The organism is Pseudomonas putida (assembly GCA_041071465.1).
GTDB classification, from domain to species: domain Bacteria; phylum Pseudomonadota; class Gammaproteobacteria; order Pseudomonadales; family Pseudomonadaceae; genus Aquipseudomonas; species Aquipseudomonas putida_P.
This window is the reverse complement of sequence record CP163498.1, coordinates 4622498-4641734: the sequence shown is the minus strand read 5'-3', so window position 1 is coordinate 4641734 and position 19237 is coordinate 4622498. Positions and strand designations below refer to the sequence as shown.

At 63.0% G+C, this 19237-nt stretch carries 17 protein-coding genes and 3 pseudogenes; 8 read left to right on the top strand and 12 right to left on the bottom strand.

Annotated elements, in window-relative coordinates; all coding sequences use genetic code 11:
* Positions 1-8: 8 nt before the first annotated feature.
* Positions 9-488 carry a VOC family protein gene (locus AB5975_21480; protein XDR19102.1) on the bottom strand — a complete coding sequence of 160 codons (480 nt, stop codon included), beginning with the start codon at positions 486-488 and terminating at the stop codon, positions 9-11.
* Between the two features lie 132 nt (positions 489-620).
* Positions 621-1963, bottom strand: a pseudogene (locus tag AB5975_21475) (OprD family porin).
* Between the two features lie 270 nt (positions 1964-2233).
* On the opposite strand from AB5975_21475, the gene AB5975_21470 reads away from it, so the two are divergent.
* Positions 2234-2884 carry a TIGR04211 family SH3 domain-containing protein gene (locus AB5975_21470; GenBank protein ID XDR19101.1) on the top strand — a complete coding sequence of 217 codons (651 nt, stop codon included), beginning with the start codon at positions 2234-2236 and terminating at the stop codon, positions 2882-2884.
* Positions 2885-2945: 61 nt separating this feature from the next.
* Here AB5975_21470 and AB5975_21465 read toward each other — a convergent pair whose 3' ends face one another.
* On the bottom strand, positions 2946-3218 hold the full coding sequence (locus AB5975_21465; protein XDR19100.1) for a hypothetical protein: 273 nt from the start codon (positions 3216-3218) through the stop codon (positions 2946-2948).
* Positions 3219-3312: 94 nt separating this feature from the next.
* Entirely contained in the window at positions 3313-4233 is a 921-nt protein-coding gene (locus AB5975_21460) for a LysR family transcriptional regulator (GenBank protein XDR19099.1), read from the bottom strand.
* Between the two features lie 124 nt (positions 4234-4357).
* Here AB5975_21460 and AB5975_21455 point away from each other — a divergent pair, with 124 nt between their 5' ends.
* Together AB5975_21455 and AB5975_21450 are read left to right on the top strand one after the other, a co-directional pair.
* The gene (locus tag AB5975_21455; GenBank protein XDR19098.1) at positions 4358-5092 is read left to right on the top strand and encodes an SDR family NAD(P)-dependent oxidoreductase; all 735 of its coding nucleotides are present in this window, start codon (positions 4358-4360) and stop codon (positions 5090-5092) included.
* 18 nt (positions 5093-5110) lie between these two features.
* Positions 5111-5317, top strand: a complete 207-nt coding sequence (locus AB5975_21450) for a 4-oxalocrotonate tautomerase family protein (GenBank protein ID XDR23009.1) — start codon at positions 5111-5113, stop codon at positions 5315-5317.
* Positions 5318-5347: 30 nt separating this feature from the next.
* Here the strand turns inward: AB5975_21450 and AB5975_21445 are convergent.
* Positions 5348-6223: pseudogene (locus AB5975_21445) on the bottom strand (LysR family transcriptional regulator).
* A 106-nt stretch (positions 6224-6329) separates the two neighbouring features.
* Between AB5975_21445 and argC the strand changes: the two are divergent.
* Together argC and AB5975_21435 are read left to right on the top strand one after the other, a co-directional pair.
* Positions 6330-7271, top strand: a complete 942-nt coding sequence (gene argC / locus AB5975_21440) for an N-acetyl-gamma-glutamyl-phosphate reductase (GenBank protein ID XDR19097.1) — start codon at positions 6330-6332, stop codon at positions 7269-7271.
* Between the two features lie 80 nt (positions 7272-7351).
* Positions 7352-8038 carry a GNAT family N-acetyltransferase gene (locus AB5975_21435; protein ID XDR19096.1) on the top strand — a complete coding sequence of 229 codons (687 nt, stop codon included), beginning with the start codon at positions 7352-7354 and terminating at the stop codon, positions 8036-8038.
* A gap of 48 nt (positions 8039-8086) precedes the next feature.
* Here the strand turns inward: AB5975_21435 and AB5975_21430 are convergent, their stop codons facing one another.
* The 5 genes from AB5975_21430 to AB5975_21410 all read right to left on the bottom strand — a co-directional run bounded on the left by AB5975_21430 (position 8087) and on the right by AB5975_21410 (position 12576).
* Complete coding sequence (locus AB5975_21430) at positions 8087-8842, bottom strand: ABC transporter permease (protein XDR19095.1); 756 nt, start codon at positions 8840-8842, stop codon at positions 8087-8089.
* Positions 8842-10047, bottom strand: a complete 1206-nt coding sequence (locus AB5975_21425) for an ABC transporter substrate-binding protein (protein XDR19094.1) — start codon at positions 10045-10047, stop codon at positions 8842-8844. The genes AB5975_21430 and AB5975_21425 overlap by 1 nt, the downstream gene beginning before the upstream one ends.
* Positions 10034-10855, bottom strand: coding sequence for an ABC transporter ATP-binding protein (locus AB5975_21420; GenBank protein XDR19093.1), 822 nt, complete (start codon positions 10853-10855; stop codon positions 10034-10036). The genes AB5975_21425 and AB5975_21420 overlap by 14 nt, the downstream gene beginning before the upstream one ends.
* The gene (locus AB5975_21415; GenBank protein XDR19092.1) at positions 10852-11916 is read right to left on the bottom strand and encodes an acyl-CoA dehydrogenase family protein; all 1065 of its coding nucleotides are present in this window, start codon (positions 11914-11916) and stop codon (positions 10852-10854) included. Before AB5975_21415 ends, AB5975_21420 begins: the two co-directional genes overlap by 4 nt.
* Before the next feature lie 99 nt (positions 11917-12015).
* Positions 12016-12576, bottom strand: a complete 561-nt coding sequence (locus AB5975_21410) for a carboxymuconolactone decarboxylase family protein (protein XDR19091.1) — start codon at positions 12574-12576, stop codon at positions 12016-12018.
* A gap of 102 nt (positions 12577-12678) precedes the next feature.
* Here AB5975_21410 and AB5975_21405 point away from each other — a divergent pair, with 102 nt between their 5' ends.
* Positions 12679-13590, top strand: coding sequence for an AraC family transcriptional regulator (locus AB5975_21405; GenBank protein ID XDR19090.1), 912 nt, complete (start codon positions 12679-12681; stop codon positions 13588-13590).
* Between the two features lie 25 nt (positions 13591-13615).
* On the opposite strand, the pseudogene AB5975_21400 reads toward AB5975_21405, so the two are convergent.
* Both AB5975_21400 and AB5975_21395 read right to left on the bottom strand, forming a co-directional pair.
* Positions 13616-14154: pseudogene (locus tag AB5975_21400) on the bottom strand (Rrf2 family transcriptional regulator).
* A gap of 117 nt (positions 14155-14271) precedes the next feature.
* The gene (locus AB5975_21395; protein ID XDR19089.1) at positions 14272-15651 is read right to left on the bottom strand and encodes an NAD(P)-binding domain-containing protein; all 1380 of its coding nucleotides are present in this window, start codon (positions 15649-15651) and stop codon (positions 14272-14274) included.
* A gap of 512 nt (positions 15652-16163) precedes the next feature.
* Between AB5975_21395 and AB5975_21390 the strand changes: the two genes are divergently transcribed.
* Positions 16164-17360, top strand: coding sequence for an NAD(P)/FAD-dependent oxidoreductase (locus AB5975_21390; protein XDR19088.1), 1197 nt, complete (start codon positions 16164-16166; stop codon positions 17358-17360).
* 232 nt (positions 17361-17592) lie between these two features.
* Positions 17593-19218, top strand: a complete 1626-nt coding sequence (locus AB5975_21385) for a methyl-accepting chemotaxis protein (GenBank protein ID XDR19087.1) — start codon at positions 17593-17595, stop codon at positions 19216-19218.
* Positions 19219-19237: the final 19 nt, after the last annotated feature.

Below are 19237 nucleotides of genomic sequence, written 5' to 3'. Positions count from 1 at the left end.
AACCTGCCTCAACCCTTCAATGCCGCCTCTATCTTGGCCACATCGATCTTGCCCATCTGCATCATGGCCTCGAACGCCCGCTTGGCCGCCGCACGGTCGGGGTGGCCGATGGCTTCGATGAGGACACGTGGGGTAATCTGCCACGAAATCCCCCATTTGTCCTTGCACCAACCACACACGCTGGCCTCGCCACCGTTGCCGACAATGGCATCCCACAAACGGTCGGTCTCGGCTTGGTCCGCGGTGCTGACCTGGAACGAAAACGCCTCGCAGTGCTTGAAGGTCGAACCACCGTTGAGCCCGACGCAAGGAATGCCCATTACCGTGAACTCCACGGTAATCACATCGCCCTGCTTGCCTGAAGGGTAATCGCCGGGTGCCTGGTGCACCGCGACCACCTGGCTATCGGGGAAGGTTCGGGCATAGAAGTTCGCCGCTTCTTCGGCATCGTGGTCATACCACAGGCAGACGGTATTCTTGGCAGTCATGGTCCTGGCTCCCTGAAAGGGTGTGAACCCATGAGTCTAGCTGCAACTTAATAGCCCGAAAAAAAAGCGCTCCATGCGGAGCGCCAAAATATTCACCCAAACCAAAGGAGCAACAAGGCTGCCAAGGTGAATTCACAGGATCGAAAGCGGGTATTCCACGATCAGCCGTACTTCGTCCAGGTCCGACTCGAAGGCCGTGGCCCGGGTGGTGGCCTGGCGCACGCGCAATGACAGGTCCTTGGCTGCGCCGGTCTGCACCACGTACTTGACCTCGATGTCACGTTCCCAGCGCTTCTGGTCGGTCAGTGGGTTGCCGTCGCCGTCGCGGCGCATGTAGGTGGCGTTGGCATTGGAGTAGTCGGCGTCTGTGCCCTTGCCGTAGCGCGTCATGAACGACAGGCCAGGCACGCCATAGGCGGCCATGTTCAGGTCGTAACGCAGCATCCACGAGCGCTCCTTGGGCGAGTTGAAGTCGCTGTACTGGATAGAGTTGTCGAGGAAGATCGAGTCGGACTGGCGCAGGTAGTCGAAGTCATCGTCGCCGTTGTTGCGCTGGTGAGTCAGCGCCAGGGTGTGAGCGCCAAGGCGCACGCCGACCTTGGCGCTCCAGATGTCATTGTCGAAGGCACCCAGGCGCCGCTGCCCTTCATCAACCGCCTTGTAATAGTTGAAACCGCCAAGCAGGGCCACTCATCGCTCAACGGCCAGCTCAGGCTGGTGCCGGCGTAGTACTGGTTCCACACATCCTTGAGCCGGCTGCTGAACAGGCTGACGCTGACATGGTCATTGAGCGTGTAGTCACCACCGCCATAGGCAATCCACGGCGAATCGACCGGGCCGCCGTAGAAGGTCACGAAGTTTTCCCGCAGGTCGCTGGACATTGGCTGGCTCATGGCGTGCAAACGCCCGGCCTGCAAGGTCAGGTCCTTGATGCTGGTGTTCTCCAGGGTCACGCCACGGAAGCTTTCCGGCAGTAGCCGCGAGTCGCCTGCCGCCACCACCGGGTTGGCCGGGAACACATCGCCTACCTTCAGGACCGTGTCGAACAGGCGCACCTTGGCCGCGCCACCTATCTTGGTGTATTCGTCACGGGCCTGGCCATCACGGTCAACGGGCATTACATCGAAAGAGCTACGCCCGCCGTTGCGACCGCCGCCGGTGTCGAGCTTGAGGCCAAGCATGGCGAACGCATCCAGGCCAACACCGACAGTACCCTGGGTGAAGCCCGACTCGAAGCGGGTAATCACAGCGTGAGCCCAGGCTTCGGAGTAGCCATTGTCAGGCTGCTTGTTGGGGTTGTGCGTGGGGGCGGCGGAATCGCGGTTGTCGCGGTTGAAGTAGAAATTGCGGTTGAGCACGCTGAGGGTACTGCCCTCGACAAAGCCTTCAGCGCTTTCTTCTGCGGCCATGGCCTGGTTGCCAACGCTGGCCAGTGCCAGGCAAGCCGCCAGTTTCAGGGGTGATCTGCGGGTCATCCGATGCTCCTTGAACGTCGCATTTGTTGTTATGTCGGCGGGCCGAGATTGACGGCCGGCAGATAACGCCAAGGTGATCGGCGCATTACAATTGCGTCATCGACAAGGCAATGCCCTGGGTCGGGCCTTGCAACATCCTGCAGACATTTCCGACGTCAGGTAGTGAACCTGCTTACAAAAAAACGGTCTTTGGCTGACGGTCAACTCACCGACCGGTTCATCGGCCCAGTCACCGGGCCTACTTTTGTCCTGTTTCAGCGAAGACCCAACATGCCCGATTCCCGCCCAATTGCTTCCGTCCTCCCTGCCCTGCGCGGCGGCCTGATTGCCGCCCTGGTGACCCTTGCCGCACCGGTGCACGCCGAAGAGCCTGCCAGCGATGCACGCTGGGTCAGCGACAGCCTGAGCACCTACGTGCGCAGCGGCCCGACGGATGGCCACCGCATCGTCGGAACGCTCAAGTCCGGGCAAAAACTCACCCTGATCGGCAGCCAGGGCAACTACAGCCAGGTGCGCGGGCAGAACGGCGATGTGGTGTGGATTCTCAGCAACGACCTGCAGGCGGTTCCTGGACAGAACGAACGCCTGCCGATGCTCGATGCCCAGGTCGTGGAACTGACCGGGCAGCTGAAGACCATCGACGACAGCTGGAAAAACCGCGTGCAGGGCATGCAGGAAACGCTCGATTCGCGCAAACAGCTGATCGACGAACTGGAGGCGCGCAACAAGGCGCTGAACGAGCAGCTGGACCAAAGCCAGTCGGAGCTGCGCGATACCCAGGCGCGCCTGGGGGATGAGAACAAGCAGGTGATGATGCGCTACATGGTGTATGGCGGCAGCATTGCTGGTGCGGGTTTGCTGGCGGGGTTGATCCTGCCGGCGCTGACCCGGGGACGCAAGAAGAACGATCGCTGGTTCTGACGGCGGGGCCATCCTGCACGGGCCTCTTCGCGGGTTTACCCGCGAAGAGGCCCGTACGAGCTTATTTGCTACGAGCCTTGTTATAGATGGTCTTGGCTTGGTCCGCAGAGGCCTGACATTGAGCCATGTCACCCTTGCTCTGAGCATCTTTGGCATTTTGCAGATGAACTTTGAAGTCATGGGCCATGCCGCCATGCATCGCCTGACCACTGGCTTTATGGAAATCCTCCAGTTCCTTGATCTTGGCCGCACAGTTGCTTGCTGGGTCTGCGTGTGCGGCAAAAGCGAGGACGGAGGTAATCACCAGCAAGGGTATGCATTTCATGGATTTCATGGAGCGTTCTCCTGGAAAACCGTAAGGTTCGTCGAGGCCTATTCGGCTCGGCGCAGCCAAAAGCATAGTCGGCCCATGCCTGCACCGCACCACGTCAGCTCAGCGGTTGCCCGGCCTCGGCGAACAGGAAATCGATGAACACCCGCACCCGCAATGGCATGTGCCGTGCCTGCGGGTAGATCAACATGAAGGGCCGAGAGGTGCCGCCAAACGCCGTCAGCACCTCGACCAGTTCGCCGCTGACCAATGCGTCTTGCACAGTAAAGCGATAAGCCTGCATCAGCCCGCCGCCGTGGCGCACCAGCGTGGCCGTGGCTAGAAAGTCGCCCAGGCAGGTGAACGCCCCCTGCGTTTCCACTTCCACCTGACGACCATCCTGGCGAAAGGTCCACGGCGGGCGGCGGCCACTGCTGGGCATTTCAAACTGGATGCACTCGTGGTGCTGCAAGTCCTGTGGCACCTGCGGCATGCCGGCACCGGCCAGGTAGCCCGGGGTGGCCACCACCACCAGCTCGGCATCCTCAAGCCGACGCGCCACCAGCCGTGAGTCGGCCGGTTCGCGGCCACGAATGGCCAGGTCGAAGGGTTCCTCGGCAAAATCGACGTTGCGGTTGCTGACATGCACGTCCACCCGCACCTGCGGGTAGCGCTGGCGAAAGCGCGGCAGCAGCGGCAGTAACCGATGATGGGCATAGGGCGTGGGCGCACTGATGCGCAGTAAGCCACTGGGCTCGATCTGCCCACCCGTTACCTGGCGTTCGGCTTCGACCAGTTGCCCTAGCGCCTGTCGGCATTGCAGGTAATAGGCATGGCCCGCTGCGGACAGGCGAATTTGCCGCGTGGTACGGACAAACAACCGTACCCCCAGGCGCTCCTCCAGACGCGCCACGTTGCGGCTGACCGCCGCCGGCGTGACGCCGGCCAGTGCGGCTGCGGCAGTGAAGCTGCCACTGTCGGCGGCCAGGCAGAACAGCTCAAGGCTACCCAGTTGCAAGTCATCGAAATGGCGGGGCATGGCGGCTCAATTAATTACATGGTGTATCGATTGAAATGCCTCGCGCCTTATTTTTCAAGCATCGGTAGCCAATTACAGTGAGTCCACATCGAGCCGATGGCTCAATTCACTGGAGACCAAGCACATGAACAAGCCACGTACCGTCATCATCACTGGGGCCTCCAGCGGCCTGGGTTTTGCCCTGGCCGAGGCCTTCCTGGAACGCGGCGACAACGTCGTCGGCAATGCCCGCAGCGAGGCACGCCTGGAGCAGGCCGCCGCTCGCCTCGGCAACGCTTCGCGGTTTATTGGCGTAGCGGGTGACATCGCCGAACCGGCCACGGCGCAACGCTTGTTCGCCAAGGCCGCTCACACCTTTGGCGGTGTGGACATCCTGATCAACAACGCCGGCATTTTCATTGCCAAACGGTTTGCCGAATACACTGCAATGGATGTGGACGCGTTGGTCGGCACCAACCTCAAAGGCTTTTTCTACCCAGCCCAGGAAGCAGCGCGGATCATGACCCAGCAAGGGCATGGGCAGATCATCGCCATCACGGCCTCCATCGCCCTGCAGCCGGATACCCGCGTACCAGCCCTGCTGCCGGTGTTGGTAAAAGGCGGCCTGAACCAGGCGGTCAAAGGCCTGGCGCTGGAACTGGCGGCCAGCGGCGTGCAGGTGAATGCCGTGGCGCCGGGGATCATCGAGACCCCCCTGCATGGCGACAATGTTCAGGGGATGGGCGCACTGTCGCCAAGCGGCCGCACCGGTTCGCCCCAGGACGTGGTGGACGCGGTGTTGTACCTGGCCGATTCACGCTTCGTCAGCGGCGTCATCCTGCCGGTGGATGGCGGCAGTACCGCCGGCACATGGCATTGACCCGAGGAGCAAGCAACCATGCCTTATGTCCATATTCGCGTAACCGATGAAGGGGTGAGCGCTGAGCACAAGCGCCAGTTGATCGAACAGACGACCCGTATGCTGCAGGAGGTGCTGGGGAAGCCGCCTGCCAGTACCTTTGTGGTGATCGAGGAGGTGCCAACCGATAACTGGGGTGTCGGTGGCGAGACCGTGACCGCAGTCCGGGCGCGAGAGCGGCGTTGAGGCCTGGGGCCGCCGAGCGGCCCCTGATTGCCGTAACCGCTCCAACGCTTGCAGCACATACCCCGTGGCCCGCTCTGCCTGCCCCGCCCGGCAAGCAATGCCCAACTGCCGCCACAACCCCGGCCGCAATGGCCGGCGAGCAATACGCCGGTCCAGCTCGGCCGCCTCCCCCTCCTGCGGCAACAGCGTCGCCCCGTAGCCGGCGCCGACCAGGCTCTTGATCGCATCGTTGTAGTTCAGCTCGATGCGCGGCGTGGGGTACAACCCCGCTGTCGCGAACCATTCCCCGGTCACCCGTGACAGCTGGGTAGTGCTGTCGTTGAGAATCAATGCCCGCTGCGCCAACCAGCCCGGCGTGACCCTTGCCGGTGGCTGCCAGTCGGCCGGCACATAGGCAAGAATCGGGTCGCGCCGCCAGGGGGTGACCATCAGCCCTTTGCCGGCCACCTGCGGCAAGGCCACCAGGCCGATATCCAGCGTGCCTTCACGCAGGCGCGTGAGCGAGGCCTGTGAGGTCAGCACCTGTACCTGCACGTCGATCCCGGGGTGCTCCATGCGCAGCCGCGCCAAGGCTTGTGGCAGCAAATGGGCGATGGCGCCGGTAGAAGCGCCCAGGCGCACCCGCCCAGTCAACCCCTCGACCTGCCGGCGTACTTCGTCCAGCGCCAGGTCGGCGTCCGCCAACAGGCGGCGGGCACGTAGCAGCAGTGTTTCGCCGATGGCCGTGGGCCGCACCTGACCACGGGTGCGGGTAAGCAACGGGGCCCCCACTCGCGCCTCCAGTTCAGCCACGTGCAGGCTGATGGTGGGCGGCGCCAGGTTGAGCTGGCGGGCGGCCTCGGCAAATGAACCCAGGTCGGTGATGACCACCAACGTGCGGAGGCGGTCGAGGCTGATTTCGCGCATGGTCGGATCAATTCAGAAAAAATGAACATGTCGATCATCATATTCAAATTTTCATTAGCAAAGCCACAGGCGAGCATAGGCCATCCTTCCCCAACCGGACCCGACCATGCACACCCCTGTTGTCTTCATCGATGGCGACCAAGGCACCACCGGCCTGCAAATTCATGCCCGCCTGCAGGGCCGTGGCGACCTGCGCCTGCTGACCCTGCCCGAGGCCGAGCGCAAAGACCCGCAACGCCGCCGCGAGGCGATCAACAGCGCCGACATCGCGCTGCTGTGCCTGCCCGACGATGCTGCACGTGAGGCCGTGGCAGCAATCAGCAACCCACACGTGCGGGTGATCGACGCCAGCTCCGCGCACCGCATCACGCCAGGCTGGGTGTATGGCCTGCCGGAACTTGACGAGCGACAAGCCGAGCGTATCGCGAACAGCAAGCGGGTCAGCAACCCAGGTTGCTACCCCACGGGTGCCATCGCCTTGCTACGGCCGCTGGTCAAGGCTAGCCTGTTGCCTGCAGATTACCCACTGAACATCCATGCCATCTCCGGCTACTCCGGCGGCGGGCGCACTGCGGTGGAGCGGCATGAACAACCCGGCGCGGGCAAAGCCCCGGCCTTGCAGTTGTATGGCCTGGAACTGGCGCACAAGCACGTGCCGGAAATTCAGCAGCACGCAGGGCTGTCGGCGCGGCCGATGTTCATGCCCGGTTACGGCGCCTACCGCCAAGGTATCGTGTTGAGCATTCCACTGCAGCTGCGCCTGCTGCCTGGGCAGGTCAACGCCGAACAGTTGCAGGCCTGCCTGGAGCAGCATTACCAGGGTGCCCGGCACGTCCAGATGATGCCCTTGCACCAGCACGGCGCTGCGGCAAACCTCGACCCCGAGGCATTGAACGACAGCAACAACCTGCGCCTGGCGCTGTACGCCAACCCCGAGCATGGCCAGGTCCTGCTCACCGCCGTGTTCGACAACCTGGGTAAAGGCGCCTCGGGTGCTGCGGTGCAAAACCTCGACCTGATGCTCGGTGCATTACAGGCACAAGGCTGATACGGCAAAACCGGTTAGACTGTACAACCCGCGCCAACACAGCGCGGGCTGTAATCTCACCCGCCGGAGCCTGCCCCCCGATGTTCATCCTGAGCCGCCTCGACAGCGTGCCGCCCGAATCTTTCCAGAACCAGATCCGCGAGCTGGTAATCCACAATGTCGGCGAACTGAGCAGTGTCGCCATCACTGCCGACAACCCGCTGTACCCGCTATACCAGTACGGCGTCGGCATGGAAGTGCACCAGTACCTGCAAGCACTGGACGGCAACCGTGGCCTGGCCGTTGCGCTCACCCTGGCGCTGGATGCCGAAGCACCGGACCAGTTGCTGGGCTTTGCCCTGTCTCTGCCAGCCGAGGACGACCAGCAGGCCTGTGCACTGGCATTCCTGGCCGTGCGCCCCAGCCACCGCCGCCAGGGCATCGCCCGCGCCTTGCTGGACGACTTGCGAGCTCGCCATGCCTGTGTAGAACTCAATGCCTTCGCCAGCCAGGTGCCGTGGTTCGAGGCCATGGGTATGCAGGCGGTGGCCGCCAATGGTCCGCAAGTGCTGATGAGTAGCACCGGGCAAGCCAGCGGCGCATTGATAGGGCGATTGGACATTGCGCCGATTTATCAGACGGCTGAAGTGCTGCAGATTCATACCTACCTGCTTAACCAGCAAGGTGAGGATGCGATGATCGAAGCGGAGCAGATGCGCGATGAGCGGCTGGATGAATTGGCCGCTCAAGCCCAGGAATGTGTGCGGCAGCGCAAAACCGTGCATTGAGCGTAGGGCTTCATCGCGGGCATGCCCGCGAGAAGCCCCATTGCCCCGTCAACCGTGTACCCAGCGTCGATGCAGCCCACGCGCCAGGGCATCCAGCACAAACCCCAGCACGCCAATCAGCAGCACCATCGCCATCAGCTCGGAGTACGCCAGCCGGTCGCGGGTATCGAGAATGAAATACCCAAGCCCCGCACTCACGCCCAGCATTTCGCACGGTACCAGCACGATCCACAGAATACCGATGGCCAGACGCACCCCGGTCAGCACATGGCCGATCACCCCCGGCACGATCACCTTGCACAAGGTCTCCCAACGCGTGGCGCTCAAGCTGCGGCTCAGTTGCAGCCAGCGTGGGTCCAGTTGCCGTACCCCTGCCGCGGTGTTCAGCAAGATCGGCCACAACGCGGCAAACGCCAGCAGGAAGTAGATCGGCTGGTCACCCACACCCATCAGCATCACCACCACCGGCATCCACGACAATGGCGAGATCATGCGCAAAAACTGGAACGCCGGCGTGGTCGCCGCCTCCAGGTGCCGGTAGCTGCCAACCAGCAAGCCCAACGGTACCCCTATCAGCAGCGCCAGCAGCAGCCCGACCAGGATACGCTTGAGGCTGACCCAGATATGCCCGTAGACCTCGCCCTGCCCCAACAGCTCGACCAGACTGGCCAAGGTAGCCGCCGGTGAAAAGCGCGCCGACAGGCCGTCGGCCTGGCCGAACATGGCAACACCGGCCCACCACAACAGCAACAAGGCCAACAACCCGGCCAGCCCAAGGCCGGCATGTACGACATGGGTGCGCATCAGACCGCGAACTCCTCGCTACGCTCGAAGTTGTCGGCAATGCCGAACACCGACGGGCCGCCGACTGCAGCGATGGCATTGCGCACGAAGCGATCGTCGACCAGGTCGCGGGCGGTCTGCGCCGGGTCCAGCCCGGCCAGGAAGCCGTTGTCGCCTTCGATCAGGGTGGTTTTCAGGCGCTTGACCAGCTCTTCGGTGTAGCTCGGGAACGGGTATGGCTGGAAGTCGATGCGTTTTTCGTCCCACTGCTGATGGCGAATGGCGCCACTGGCAATATAGCCTGCACGGTCCTCGGCGGCAGGCGCCAGAACCTTGGCCAACACCGCAGGCTCGTGCGGGGTGTACTTGTTGGGGCCGGCCTTGGACAGCAAGGCCGCGGCCTCGGCGCGGTGGTCGCGGGTCCAGTGCTGGGCCTTGACGATGGCGTTGACCACCTTCTGCGACCACTCTGGACGGTTGTTCAGGTCATGTTCGTGCATGAACACCACGCAGCAGGCGTGATTGCGCCACACATCGCCGGTAAAGCGCTGCACGCGGCCAACCTTGAGGTTTTCGGCCAGGGCATTGAACGGCTCGGCAACGATGTAGCCGGCGATGCGCTTGCTGGCCAGCGCCGGTGGCATGTCGGACGGCGGCAGCACCAGCAGGTTGACTTCGTTGGCAGCTAGCTGCGCATTGGCCGGCTTCGACACCGGCGACAGACCATTGTCGTTGAGCATCTGCTGCAGTACCACGTTGTGGATCGAATACCAGAACGGAATCGCCACGGTCTTGCCACCGAGCTGTTTCATGTCGGTGATATCGGGCGCCACGGTCAGCCCCGAACCGCCCACATGGTTCCAGGCCACCACTTTGGCCGGCACTTTGCTGCCATAGCGCGCCCATACGGTCATCGGCGATAACAGGTGGATGACGTTGACCTGGCCCGAGATGAACGCCTCGATCACCTGCGCCCAACTGCGCAGCAGCACCGGGCGCTCGGCCTTGATGCCTTCGGCCTCGAACAGCCCGTTGTTATGCGCCACCAGCAGTGGCGTGGCGTCGGTGATCGGCAGATAGCCGATGCGCACCGGTGCGTCCGGCTCGGCGGCGGCGCGGGCCTGCAAGCTCGACAGCAACGGCAGCGCACCGGCGGCGGTAAGCATGGCTCCGAGTTTGAGAAAATCACGACGCGATGAAGTGGAACAGCAGTCATCCATGCACATGGACAGCCTCCGAGGGCAACGGGGTTGAGGTAGGTTCGACTGTGCGGCTTGCCCGCCGAAGGGTTTTGAGAATTTCGATGCGCAAGGCGCCCAGTTCTTCGATCCGCTGCGCGCGCGGTTGCGCCAGGTCGATGTGCCATTGGCCGAGGATGTGCGCTGGGTGGTTGCCCAGTAGCAGAACCCGGTCGGACAGCAGCAGGGCTTCGTCGATATCGTGGGTAATCAGCACCGCCGCCGTGTTGTGGGTAGCGATCAGTTGCAGCAGCAGTTGCTGCATGTCGGCCCGGGTCACTTCGTCCAGCGCGCCGAACGGCTCGTCGAGCAGCAGTACTTCAGGCTGGCGGGCCAGACAGCGGGCCAGCGCGGTACGCTGGGCCATGCCGCCAGACAGCTGCGCCGGGTACTGGCCACGGGCATGCTCAAGGCCGACAGCGGCAATCGCATGATCGATGCGTGCACGCCGCTCGGCAGCAGCCAGTTTGGGCTGACGGGCGAAGTCCAGGCCAAAGGCAACGTTCTTCTCCAGGCTAAGCCAAGGCAGCAGGCTCGGGTCCTGAAAAGCCACCGCCAGGCGCGGGTGCGGCCCCTGCAGCGGCTGACCGTGCAGGCTCACGCGACCGCCACGGGGCTGCTGCAAGCCTGCCAGCACCCGCAGCAGGCTCGACTTGCCGACGCCGCTGGGGCCAAGGATGCTCACGACTTCGCCCGGCGCCAGCTGCAGGTCGAACTGCGCCAGCACTTCCTGCCAGCCACCTTCGCGTGGGTAGCCCAGGCTGATGTCACGGGCCTCGAGCAACACTGCGCTCATGCGGCGCCCGCCTGGCGTTGCAGTTCGGCGCGCAGTTGCACCAAGCTGGGGGTGACGATCGGCACGAAGGCCGACTCACGCCAGCGACGGGCAAAGCCTTCGCCATACTCGCTGAGATAAGCCTTGCCACCACTGGCCTGCAACTCCAACTGCACGGCGTCGGCGGCACATTCAGCCAAGGTGATGCGCAGCTTGAACAAGGCCGCTGGGTGTTGCTGGAAGCGGCCTTCGAGCAGGCCCTGCTTGAGCTCGCTGACGGTATTTTCCAGGCGCTCGCTGAGCACCTGACGGGCTTCGTCGAGGAACGAGGTGCGCCCATGCAAGTGCGCCTGAACCTCTTCCAACGCCCGTCGCGCCAGGCCGATGGCCATGCCGCACTGCAGCGCCAGGAACGCCGGGCGTACCCGTGGCAAGAATTCGCGGGCATTTTCATGCAGCAGCCAATCACGCGCCAGCGGCACCTGGTGAAACGCCAGTGCTGCCGTGTTGCTCGACTGCAGCCCCATCAGTTGCAGGTCGTCAGAGCGCTCCAGGCCCTGGGCATTGGAAGGAATCGCCAGTACGAACGGCGCGCCACCGGCTTCATCTTCGATGGCCGCCGCCACCACGAAGCCGCTCTTGCGCAGGTTGGTCACCCAATGCAGGCGCCCTTCCAGCTGCCAGCCATCGGCTGCCGGGCGGCCACGCACCTGCAGCGCTTCGATGCCGGACAGAAACTTCATGGCGTTGGACAGCCCGGTGGCACCGGCCAGTTCGCCCGTCAACAAGCCCGGCAGCAGGCGCTCGCGCAGGGCGTGGTTGGGGCTGTGCAACAGGTATTCGATGAAGGCGCGCTGGCCCCAGCAGACGAACGCCGCCGCCAACGATCGGCTGGCAATAGCGGCGATTGCCTCGACAGCGTCGGTCACCCGCCCGCCTGTGCCACCCTGCGCCGGGTCGACACCTATGCGCAGCAACTGCGACTCGGCAATCTGCGCCAGCACCTGTTGCGGTTCGCACAGGCCCCGGTCGATGGCCTCGGCATTGGCATCCAGCCATTGTCGAAATGCACAATCTTGCATGGTCTTGCTCCTTTTGGAACGCCGGGGCCGCTTGGCGGCCCATTCGCGGCACAAGGCCGCTCCTACAGCGACCGCGTCTGGGTCGCTATCACACGTGGGCTATGCAGTTGGCTGCCAGCGGTACTTGCCAAGCTCGTCGTTGAGCGGGGTCTGGGCGAAAACATTAGCAAAGTTGCACAGGGTTGCGAGACTTACGCCAAGAATCACTTCCAGGGCGTTGCCTTCACTGAAGCCAGCTTCACGGAAGGCCTGGTAGGTGGCTTCGCCGACGTTGCCGCGGGTAGCGATCACTTCACGGGCGAAGGCAGCCAGGGTTTCGTATCGGGCATCGGGCAGTTCACCACGGGCACGCAGGGCATCCACTACCTCCTGCGGCAGCTTGGCCTTGTTCAGCGCCACAGCCGTATGGCCAGCCACGCAGAAATCACAACCATGCACAGTGGCGGCAATCAACTGCACCACTTCGCGCTCGGCCAGGCTCAAGTCGGATTTACCATTGAGTGCCGACACGGTCACGTAGGTTTCCAGCGCCGCCGGGGCGTTGGCCAGCACGCCGAGCAGGTTGGGGATGAAGCCAGAATTCTTCTGGGCGTTTTCGAGAAATGGACGCGCCGCTTCCGGGGCGCTCTGCAGGGTGTGTAAAGTAATGCGCGAGGACATGGAGTGGTCTCCTTTGATGGGGGTCACTACAGTCTGTTGGTTATAAGAATTACCCTCCATATTCATCAGTCGCCTTTCCTTGCTCCTGAGTCTTTGCATTAGATGATTTCGTCCAGCCACCTTGTCGATTGGTTATTAGAAAGCCTGGAGCTCGATGCCAGCCTGTTTCATGTGGGCCGCTACTGTGGCGGCTGGCATGCCAGCACCCAGGGCATGGGCCGCGCCAGCTTCCATCTGGTGGTGCAGGGGCACTGCTGGTTGCACATCGATGGCCAACCGCAACCGGTGCGGCTGGAAAAAGGCGACGCGGTGTTCCTGTTGCGCGACCTGGCCTATCGCTTGTCCAGCGACCAGGACCCGGTAGACGCCTGCGCCCAACCGCGCCAGGCCATGCAGGCGCTGGACAGCGAGGCCAGCGATGGCGTTGGGCTGGTCTGCGGCTTCTTCCATTTTCAGTCGGGCCTGACTTCGTTGATTGTCGAGGGCCTGGCTGACTGGATCTTGCTGCGCGCCGAAGACCCCGCTGGCAGCGCAGCGCGGGCGCTGTTCGGGCTGATTCTGGAAGAATGCCGGCGTGCCGCAGGCCCGTCGCAGGTATTGCTTGAGCGGCTGACGCACCTGTTGTTCCTGTACGTGCTGCGCCAGCAGGTAAATGCCGAGCAGTCACTGGGCGGGCTGATCGCCCTCGCCCGCCAGCCGGCATTTGCCGGGCTGCTGGAACAGTTGGTCGCGCAACCGGGGCAAGCCTGGACGCTGGAGAGCATGGCCGCCTGCACCGGTTTGTCGCGGTCGGCGTTTTTCAAGCGGTTCAGCGAACTGGCCGGGCAGTCGCCGGGGCAAGTACTGTTGGCGCTGCGCATGCGCCATGCCAGCCAGTTGCTGCGGGCAGGAAATACTGTTGAACAAGTGGGTGCGCAGGTGGGGTATCAGTCGGTGGCAGCGTTTACCCGCGCGTTTGCCAAAGCGGTGGGGGTGCAGCCGGGGGCGTACCGGCGCCAGCATGAAGGGCGCTGAAAGCGTTACTGCTGTAGCGGCCCATTCAGACTTGGCTGACCGGTATGTCCCCGCCTCCTTTACCTTCCCGCCGCTCACCCATCCAGCTATTGACCTGTTGACCGAACTCGGCCGGGGCCTTGCGCCCGAACCGTCGCGCCAAGTCCAGTATGGTCTGTTGCGCCAAGGCCTCTTCCATACGCTTCTGTGCCCCCAGCATCACCGCATGAATCGCACAGGTGCCTTCAGTCGCCCACCCCGGTGCAGCACCGTCGAACAGCGTGCAGCGTTCGCGGATTTCGCGACAGTCGAAGATCTTCTTCGGCCCATCGATGGCATTGACGATGTCCAGCACGGTGATTTCGTCCGAAGGCCGGGCCAGGCGGAAGCCGCCGCGCACACCTTCGGTGGCAACCACCAGCTTGGCGCGTGCCAGCTTGGTGAAGACCTTGGCCAGGTACTCCTGGGCACACCTTGCAACTCCGCCAGATCGCGCACGCTGGACTCGCGCGAATCACCACGCTCGTCCACCAGGAACAACAGGCAATGGATGCCGTATTCGACGCCAGCACTGTAAAGCGACATTTCAATCTCCGACCAACTTTGTCGCAAATAATACGCGGGTAACGCCAGCACCGCAAAGCGGTCCTCTGCCTTGAAGTGCTGGAGCGCCAACCGCATCGCGCTGCAAAAGGCTGGCGTCTACCCGCGCAAAGCCTTCACTTCGCCTTTCTTGCCGTCCGTCTCGCGCAGGTATTCCTGCAGCGAGTCATCCATCGCCTGCATCCAGCGGGTATGGTGGGGCACTGCTTTGGTGCCGGTGAGCACCGAGCGGTACGATTTGTCCCGGTAGCCCATGATGTCGTGCTTCTTGTCCTGCTTCCATTGCAGGAAGATGCGGTTGACCGCATCGATATCGAAGCGTGGGTAATCGGTCTGCTCGATCAGGTGCTTGATGTATCGGCCCTGGAACTCGTACATCGAAGCCGTGGTTTCCAGCCCCTCTTCGTCCTCGCGCCAGCGCAGGCTGTCGGCTTGCATGCCGGCCCTGGACGGTAGCTTGATGCGGCCCATCATGTAGTCACGGGCAAACCATGCCTGTGCGTCGAACAGGTTGAAGCTGTACCAGAGGTCTTGCATGCCCAGGTACAGCAACTGCGGGTTCTGCTCCCATACCACACCCTGGTACAGGCCCGCAGGCCACAGGCGGTTGTTGGTCTTGAGGGTCAGCTCATCCGGCAGGAACGGGAAGTGATGCTGGTAGCCCGTGCACAGGATGATCGCATCCACGCGCTTGCTCGAGCCATCGGCGAAAAACGCCAGGTCGTTTTCGACCCGTACCAGTTGCGGGCGCTCTTCCCACCCCTTGGGCCATTTGTAGCCCATCGGCTGGGTACGGTAGGCCGTGGTGATCGAACGCGCGCCGTACTTGTAGCACTGCGAACCGATGTCTTCGGCGGAGTAGCTGCTGCCGACAATGAGCAGATCCTGCCCCTTGAATTCCACCGCTTCGCGAAAATCGTGGGCGTGCAGGATACGCCCGGTGAAACGCTCGAAGCCTTCGAACTCCGGCACGTGTGGCGTGGAGAAGTGCCCACTGGCCACCACCACGAAATCGAACACCTGCTCGATACCGACCCCTGCGCTGTAGTCATGGGCGCTTACGGTGAACTCGCGCGTGCGCTCATTGAAACTGACGTTCTTCACCACTGTATTGAAGCGAATGTAATCGCGCACCCCGGCCTTCTTCACGCGGCCCTGAATGTAGTCCCACAGCACCTCGCGCGGTGGGTACGAGGAAATCGGCCGCCCGAAGTGTTCATCGAAGCTGTAGTCGGCGAACTCCAGGCACTCCTTGGGGCCGTTGGACCACAAGTAGCGGTACATGCTGCCGTGCACCGGCTCGCCATGCTGGTCGAGACCGGTGCGCCAGGTGTAGTTCCACATACCGCCCCAGTCGGCTTGTTTCTCGAAGCAGACGATTTCCGGCATGGGTGCGCCCTGGGCATGGGCAGACTGGAACGCACGCAGTTGTGCAAGGCCGGACGGGCCGGCACCGATGATTGCTACACGAAGAGTCATAGTGATTCCTGAACAGTTGAACGCTGAAAAAAATGCAAAGGCTCCCCAACCCCGAACGGCAAAAAGCCGGGGGTAACGGAGTTCAGGCGTTACGGTGCAGGCGGAGGGACGGGGCGTTTGCGCATCTGGTGGAGCAGGATGTTGGCGGGAGGAATCGACAACACGTGAAACAGGCTTGAAAGCGGGGAAAGGATCATGGGGGTGGGCCCGTATCCATCAGCGCAGGGCGCAAAATGGGGGCCTGAGGGGCGCAAGATACGTGTGTTCTCGTACATGGGGGCTGCAATGGCCTCTTTTCTTTGTGGTTTCCTTTTTATCTATAACGGATGGGGCTGGGTATATCAAGGTTTGTGGCCCTGCTGTGCCACACCCGCAATCACCCCTGCCGAGCATTCGGCAGGGGCGACTGCGGTTTGGAAACGCTTGCACAAACAAACTACGACCACTATGGTCGGAGTTATTGAAGCAACACGACTCACGGGGCGAATCCCCCTTTTCCAGCGGAGCACAGCATGAAATCGAACATCCTCATCATCGGTGCCGGCTTTGCCGGTGTCTGGAGCGCCCTGAGCGCAGCACGCCTGCTCGACCAGGCGCAACGCGACGACCTGAGCATCAGCGTGCTGGCCCCGCAAGCGGAACTGCGCATTCGCCCGCGCTTTTACGAGGCCAACGCGCACACCTTGAAAGCCCCCGTGGGTGAACTGTTCGAGGCCGTTGGCGTGCGCTTCATTACCGGTAACGCCGAAGCCATCGACGCCGATGCACGCAACGTCAGCTACACCGACAGCCACGGCCAGCGCCAGCAGATCAGCTACGACCGCCTAATCCTTGCCGCTGGCAGCCAGGTTGCACGCCCAGCAGTCCCAGGCCTTGCCGAACATACCTTCGACGTCGACCAGATGGAGTCGGCCGTGCGCCTGGAGCAACACCTGGCGGGCCTGGCCGCCCTGCCCGCTTCGCCTGCACGCAATACCGTGGTGGTCTGCGGTGGTGGCTTCACCGGTATCGAAACGGCCACCGAAATGCCTGCGCGGCTGCGCGCCATCCTCGGTAACGATGTACGGGTGCTGCTGGTAGACCGTGGTGCCAGTGTCGGCGCGGCACTGGGCACGGGCATCAAGCCATCGATCGTTGCGGCCTCGCAGTTGGCCGGCGTCGAATGGCTGACCGGCACCTCGGTGGTGGCCGTGGATGCAGGCGGGGTCACCCTCGACAACGGCGACTACATCGCCAGCAACACCGTGATCTGGACCGTCGGCGTCAAGGCCAGCCCGCTGACCGCACAGGTTGCCGGCGAGCGCGACAACTTCGGCCGGCTCAAGGTCGACGATCACCTCAAGGTGATTGGCCAGCAGCACATCTATGCCACCGGGGATACCGCCTGGGCTGCCGTGGATGAAATCGGTAACCACGCGCTGATGACCTGCCAGCACGCCATCCCCATGGGCCGCCACAGTGGCAACAACGCCATGGCCGACCTGCTTGGGGTGACGCCCGTGGTGTACCGCCAGCCCAAGTACGTTACCTGCCTGGACCTGGGTGAATGGGGCGCGGCATACAGCGAAGGCTGGGAGCGCGAATTGAAACTGCAGGGCCAAGAAGGCAAGGACCTCAAGCGCCAGATCAACTCGGTGTGGATCTACCCGCCGGCAGCTGACCGCGCCCTGGCCCTGGCCGCCGCCGACCCGATGATCGCGATCGTTTGACGGCAAAAACCTGACAAAACCGTCAAAATACGACGGTTTTGTCAATTATTTCGTTACATTGAATGACTGTTCAACAATGATGGCCATATGGCATCATTCAAATCAAAAAGTATGCAAGAGGGTGAGGCACACAACACAATCCGCAGCGCATCAAGAGCCTGGCGCCTTACCGGTGTTCCGGCTTTTCCGTCCAAGCTCCTGAGGCCTGCACGCCACCGTCAAGGAGCATTCCATGCAGTTACGGAATATGAAGATCGGCATTCGCGCTGCCAGCGTATTCGCCCTGTTGGGCATCCTGGTCCTGTTCATGGGCCTTATCGCACTCTACGAAACCCGCCAGATGGACACGGCTACCGACGAGATCCGGGTCACCTGGATGCCCGCCGTGGTGGCGTTGGGTGACATCAGCAGCAACCTCGGGCGCGCTCGCGCCGTCACCCTGCGCGCCGCGCTGGACGACAACCCCGACGAACGCACACGCAACCTGCAGCTGCTCGATGGCATCAATGCCGAGCTCAAGGATGGGTTGAAAGCCTACGCCGATACCATCATCGCGGCCGACGACCGTGCCCTGTTCAACACGTTCAACGACGCCTACCAGCAGTATTTCGACCTGCAAGTGAGGGTGCTGCAGGACATTGCTGCTGGCCGCATGAGCGAGGCCAAGCAGCAGATCGGCGGCCCACTCACGCAGCGCGCCGACGGCATGATGAAGGCCTTGACCGCGTTGATCGCCTACAACAGCAAGGGTGCCGAAGATGCCTCGCAGCGCAGCAGCGATGTGGCCGACGAGGCATTCACTGCCATCATCGTCTCGTTGCTGGTGATCATGCTTGCGCTCGCCGCCATTGCCACCGTGCTTACCCGCAGTATCGTTGTGCCGCTGGCCGATGCCGTGGCTGTCGCCGAGCGTGTGGCCACCGGCGACCTCACCCGGGAAATCCGCGTGATCGGCCAGGACGAGCCAGCCTTGCTGCTGCGCGCCTTGGGCCGTATGCAAGACAGCCTTCGCGACACCTTGCGCAAGATCGCGGCTTCGTCGGACCAACTGGCCTCGGCCTCGGAAGAGCTGCACACGGTCACTGAGGACACCAGCCGTGGCCTGCACCAGCAGAGCGCAGAAATCGACCAGGCGGCGACGGCCGTCAACCAGATGACTGCAGCGGTCGAGGAAGTGGCGAACAATGCGGTCAGCACCGCCGACGCCTCGAAAGGCGCCGACCAGACTACCCGCGACGGCCGCGACCGGGTCAACCAGGCACTGGCGTCCATCCAGCACCTGGTGGCTGACGTGACCGGTACCTCGGCCGAGATCGAACAGCTGGCCACCAATGCCAACGAAATCAGCCGCGTGCTGGATGTGATTGGTGCGATTGCCGGGCAGACCAACTTGCTGGCGTTGAACGCCGCCATCGAAGCGGCTCGCGCTGGCGAGGCAGGCCGTGGCTTTGCCGTGGTGGCCGACGAGGTCCGCGCCCTCGCCCACCGCACCCAGCAGTCGACGGCAGAGATCGAGCAGATGATTGCCGGTATCCAGAACGGTACCGAACGCGCGGTGACGGCGATGCACAGCAGCCAGGGGCGTGCCACCGGCACGTTGGAGGTGGCGCAAGGCGCCGGGGTGGCGTTGGAAGTGATTGCCGAGGCGATTGCGTCGATCAATCAGCGCAACCTGGTGATTGCCAGTGCTTCGGAGGAGCAGGCACAGGTGGCGCGGGAGGTGGACCGTAACCTGGTGAACATTCGCGACCTGGCGATGCAGACGTCGGCAGGGGCGAACCAGACCAGTGCGGCGGCACAGGATTTGTCGCGGTTGGCGGTGGATCTGAACGGCATGGTGGCGCAGTTCAAGGTCTGATCTGAAACTGCCGGGGCCG

What these genes read in the sequence shown, in the direction of transcription:
- AB5975_21480 (XDR19102.1), bottom strand. Translation starts at nt 488, where the DNA reads ATGACTGCCAAGAATACCGTCTGCCTGTGGTATGACCACGATGCCGAA.
- AB5975_21390 (XDR19088.1), top strand. Translation starts at nt 16,164, where the DNA reads ATGAAATCGAACATCCTCATCATCGGTGCCGGCTTTGCCGGTGTCTGG.
- argC (XDR19097.1), top strand. Translation starts at nt 6,330, where the DNA reads ATGCACACCCCTGTTGTCTTCATCGATGGCGACCAAGGCACCACCGGC.
- AB5975_21425 (XDR19094.1), bottom strand. Translation starts at nt 10,047, where the DNA reads ATGTGCATGGATGACTGCTGTTCCACTTCATCGCGTCGTGATTTTCTC.
- AB5975_21460 (XDR19099.1), bottom strand. Translation starts at nt 4,233, where the DNA reads ATGCCCCGCCATTTCGATGACTTGCAACTGGGTAGCCTTGAGCTGTTC.
- AB5975_21430 (XDR19095.1), bottom strand. Translation starts at nt 8,842, where the DNA reads ATGCGCACCCATGTCGTACATGCCGGCCTTGGGCTGGCCGGGTTGTTG.
- AB5975_21395 (XDR19089.1), bottom strand. Translation starts at nt 15,651, where the DNA reads ATGACTCTTCGTGTAGCAATCATCGGTGCCGGCCCGTCCGGCCTTGCA.
- AB5975_21435 (XDR19096.1), top strand. Translation starts at nt 7,352, where the DNA reads ATGTTCATCCTGAGCCGCCTCGACAGCGTGCCGCCCGAATCTTTCCAG.
- AB5975_21415 (XDR19092.1), bottom strand. Translation starts at nt 11,916, where the DNA reads ATGCAAGATTGTGCATTTCGACAATGGCTGGATGCCAATGCCGAGGCC.
- AB5975_21405 (XDR19090.1), top strand. Translation starts at nt 12,679, where the DNA reads ATGATTTCGTCCAGCCACCTTGTCGATTGGTTATTAGAAAGCCTGGAG.
- AB5975_21470 (XDR19101.1), top strand. Translation starts at nt 2,234, where the DNA reads ATGCCCGATTCCCGCCCAATTGCTTCCGTCCTCCCTGCCCTGCGCGGC.
- AB5975_21385 (XDR19087.1), top strand. Translation starts at nt 17,593, where the DNA reads ATGCAGTTACGGAATATGAAGATCGGCATTCGCGCTGCCAGCGTATTC.
- AB5975_21455 (XDR19098.1), top strand. Translation starts at nt 4,358, where the DNA reads ATGAACAAGCCACGTACCGTCATCATCACTGGGGCCTCCAGCGGCCTG.
- AB5975_21465 (XDR19100.1), bottom strand. Translation starts at nt 3,218, where the DNA reads ATGAAATCCATGAAATGCATACCCTTGCTGGTGATTACCTCCGTCCTC.
- AB5975_21410 (XDR19091.1), bottom strand. Translation starts at nt 12,576, where the DNA reads ATGTCCTCGCGCATTACTTTACACACCCTGCAGAGCGCCCCGGAAGCG.
- AB5975_21420 (XDR19093.1), bottom strand. Translation starts at nt 10,855, where the DNA reads ATGAGCGCAGTGTTGCTCGAGGCCCGTGACATCAGCCTGGGCTACCCA.
- AB5975_21450 (XDR23009.1), top strand. Translation starts at nt 5,111, where the DNA reads ATGCCTTATGTCCATATTCGCGTAACCGATGAAGGGGTGAGCGCTGAG.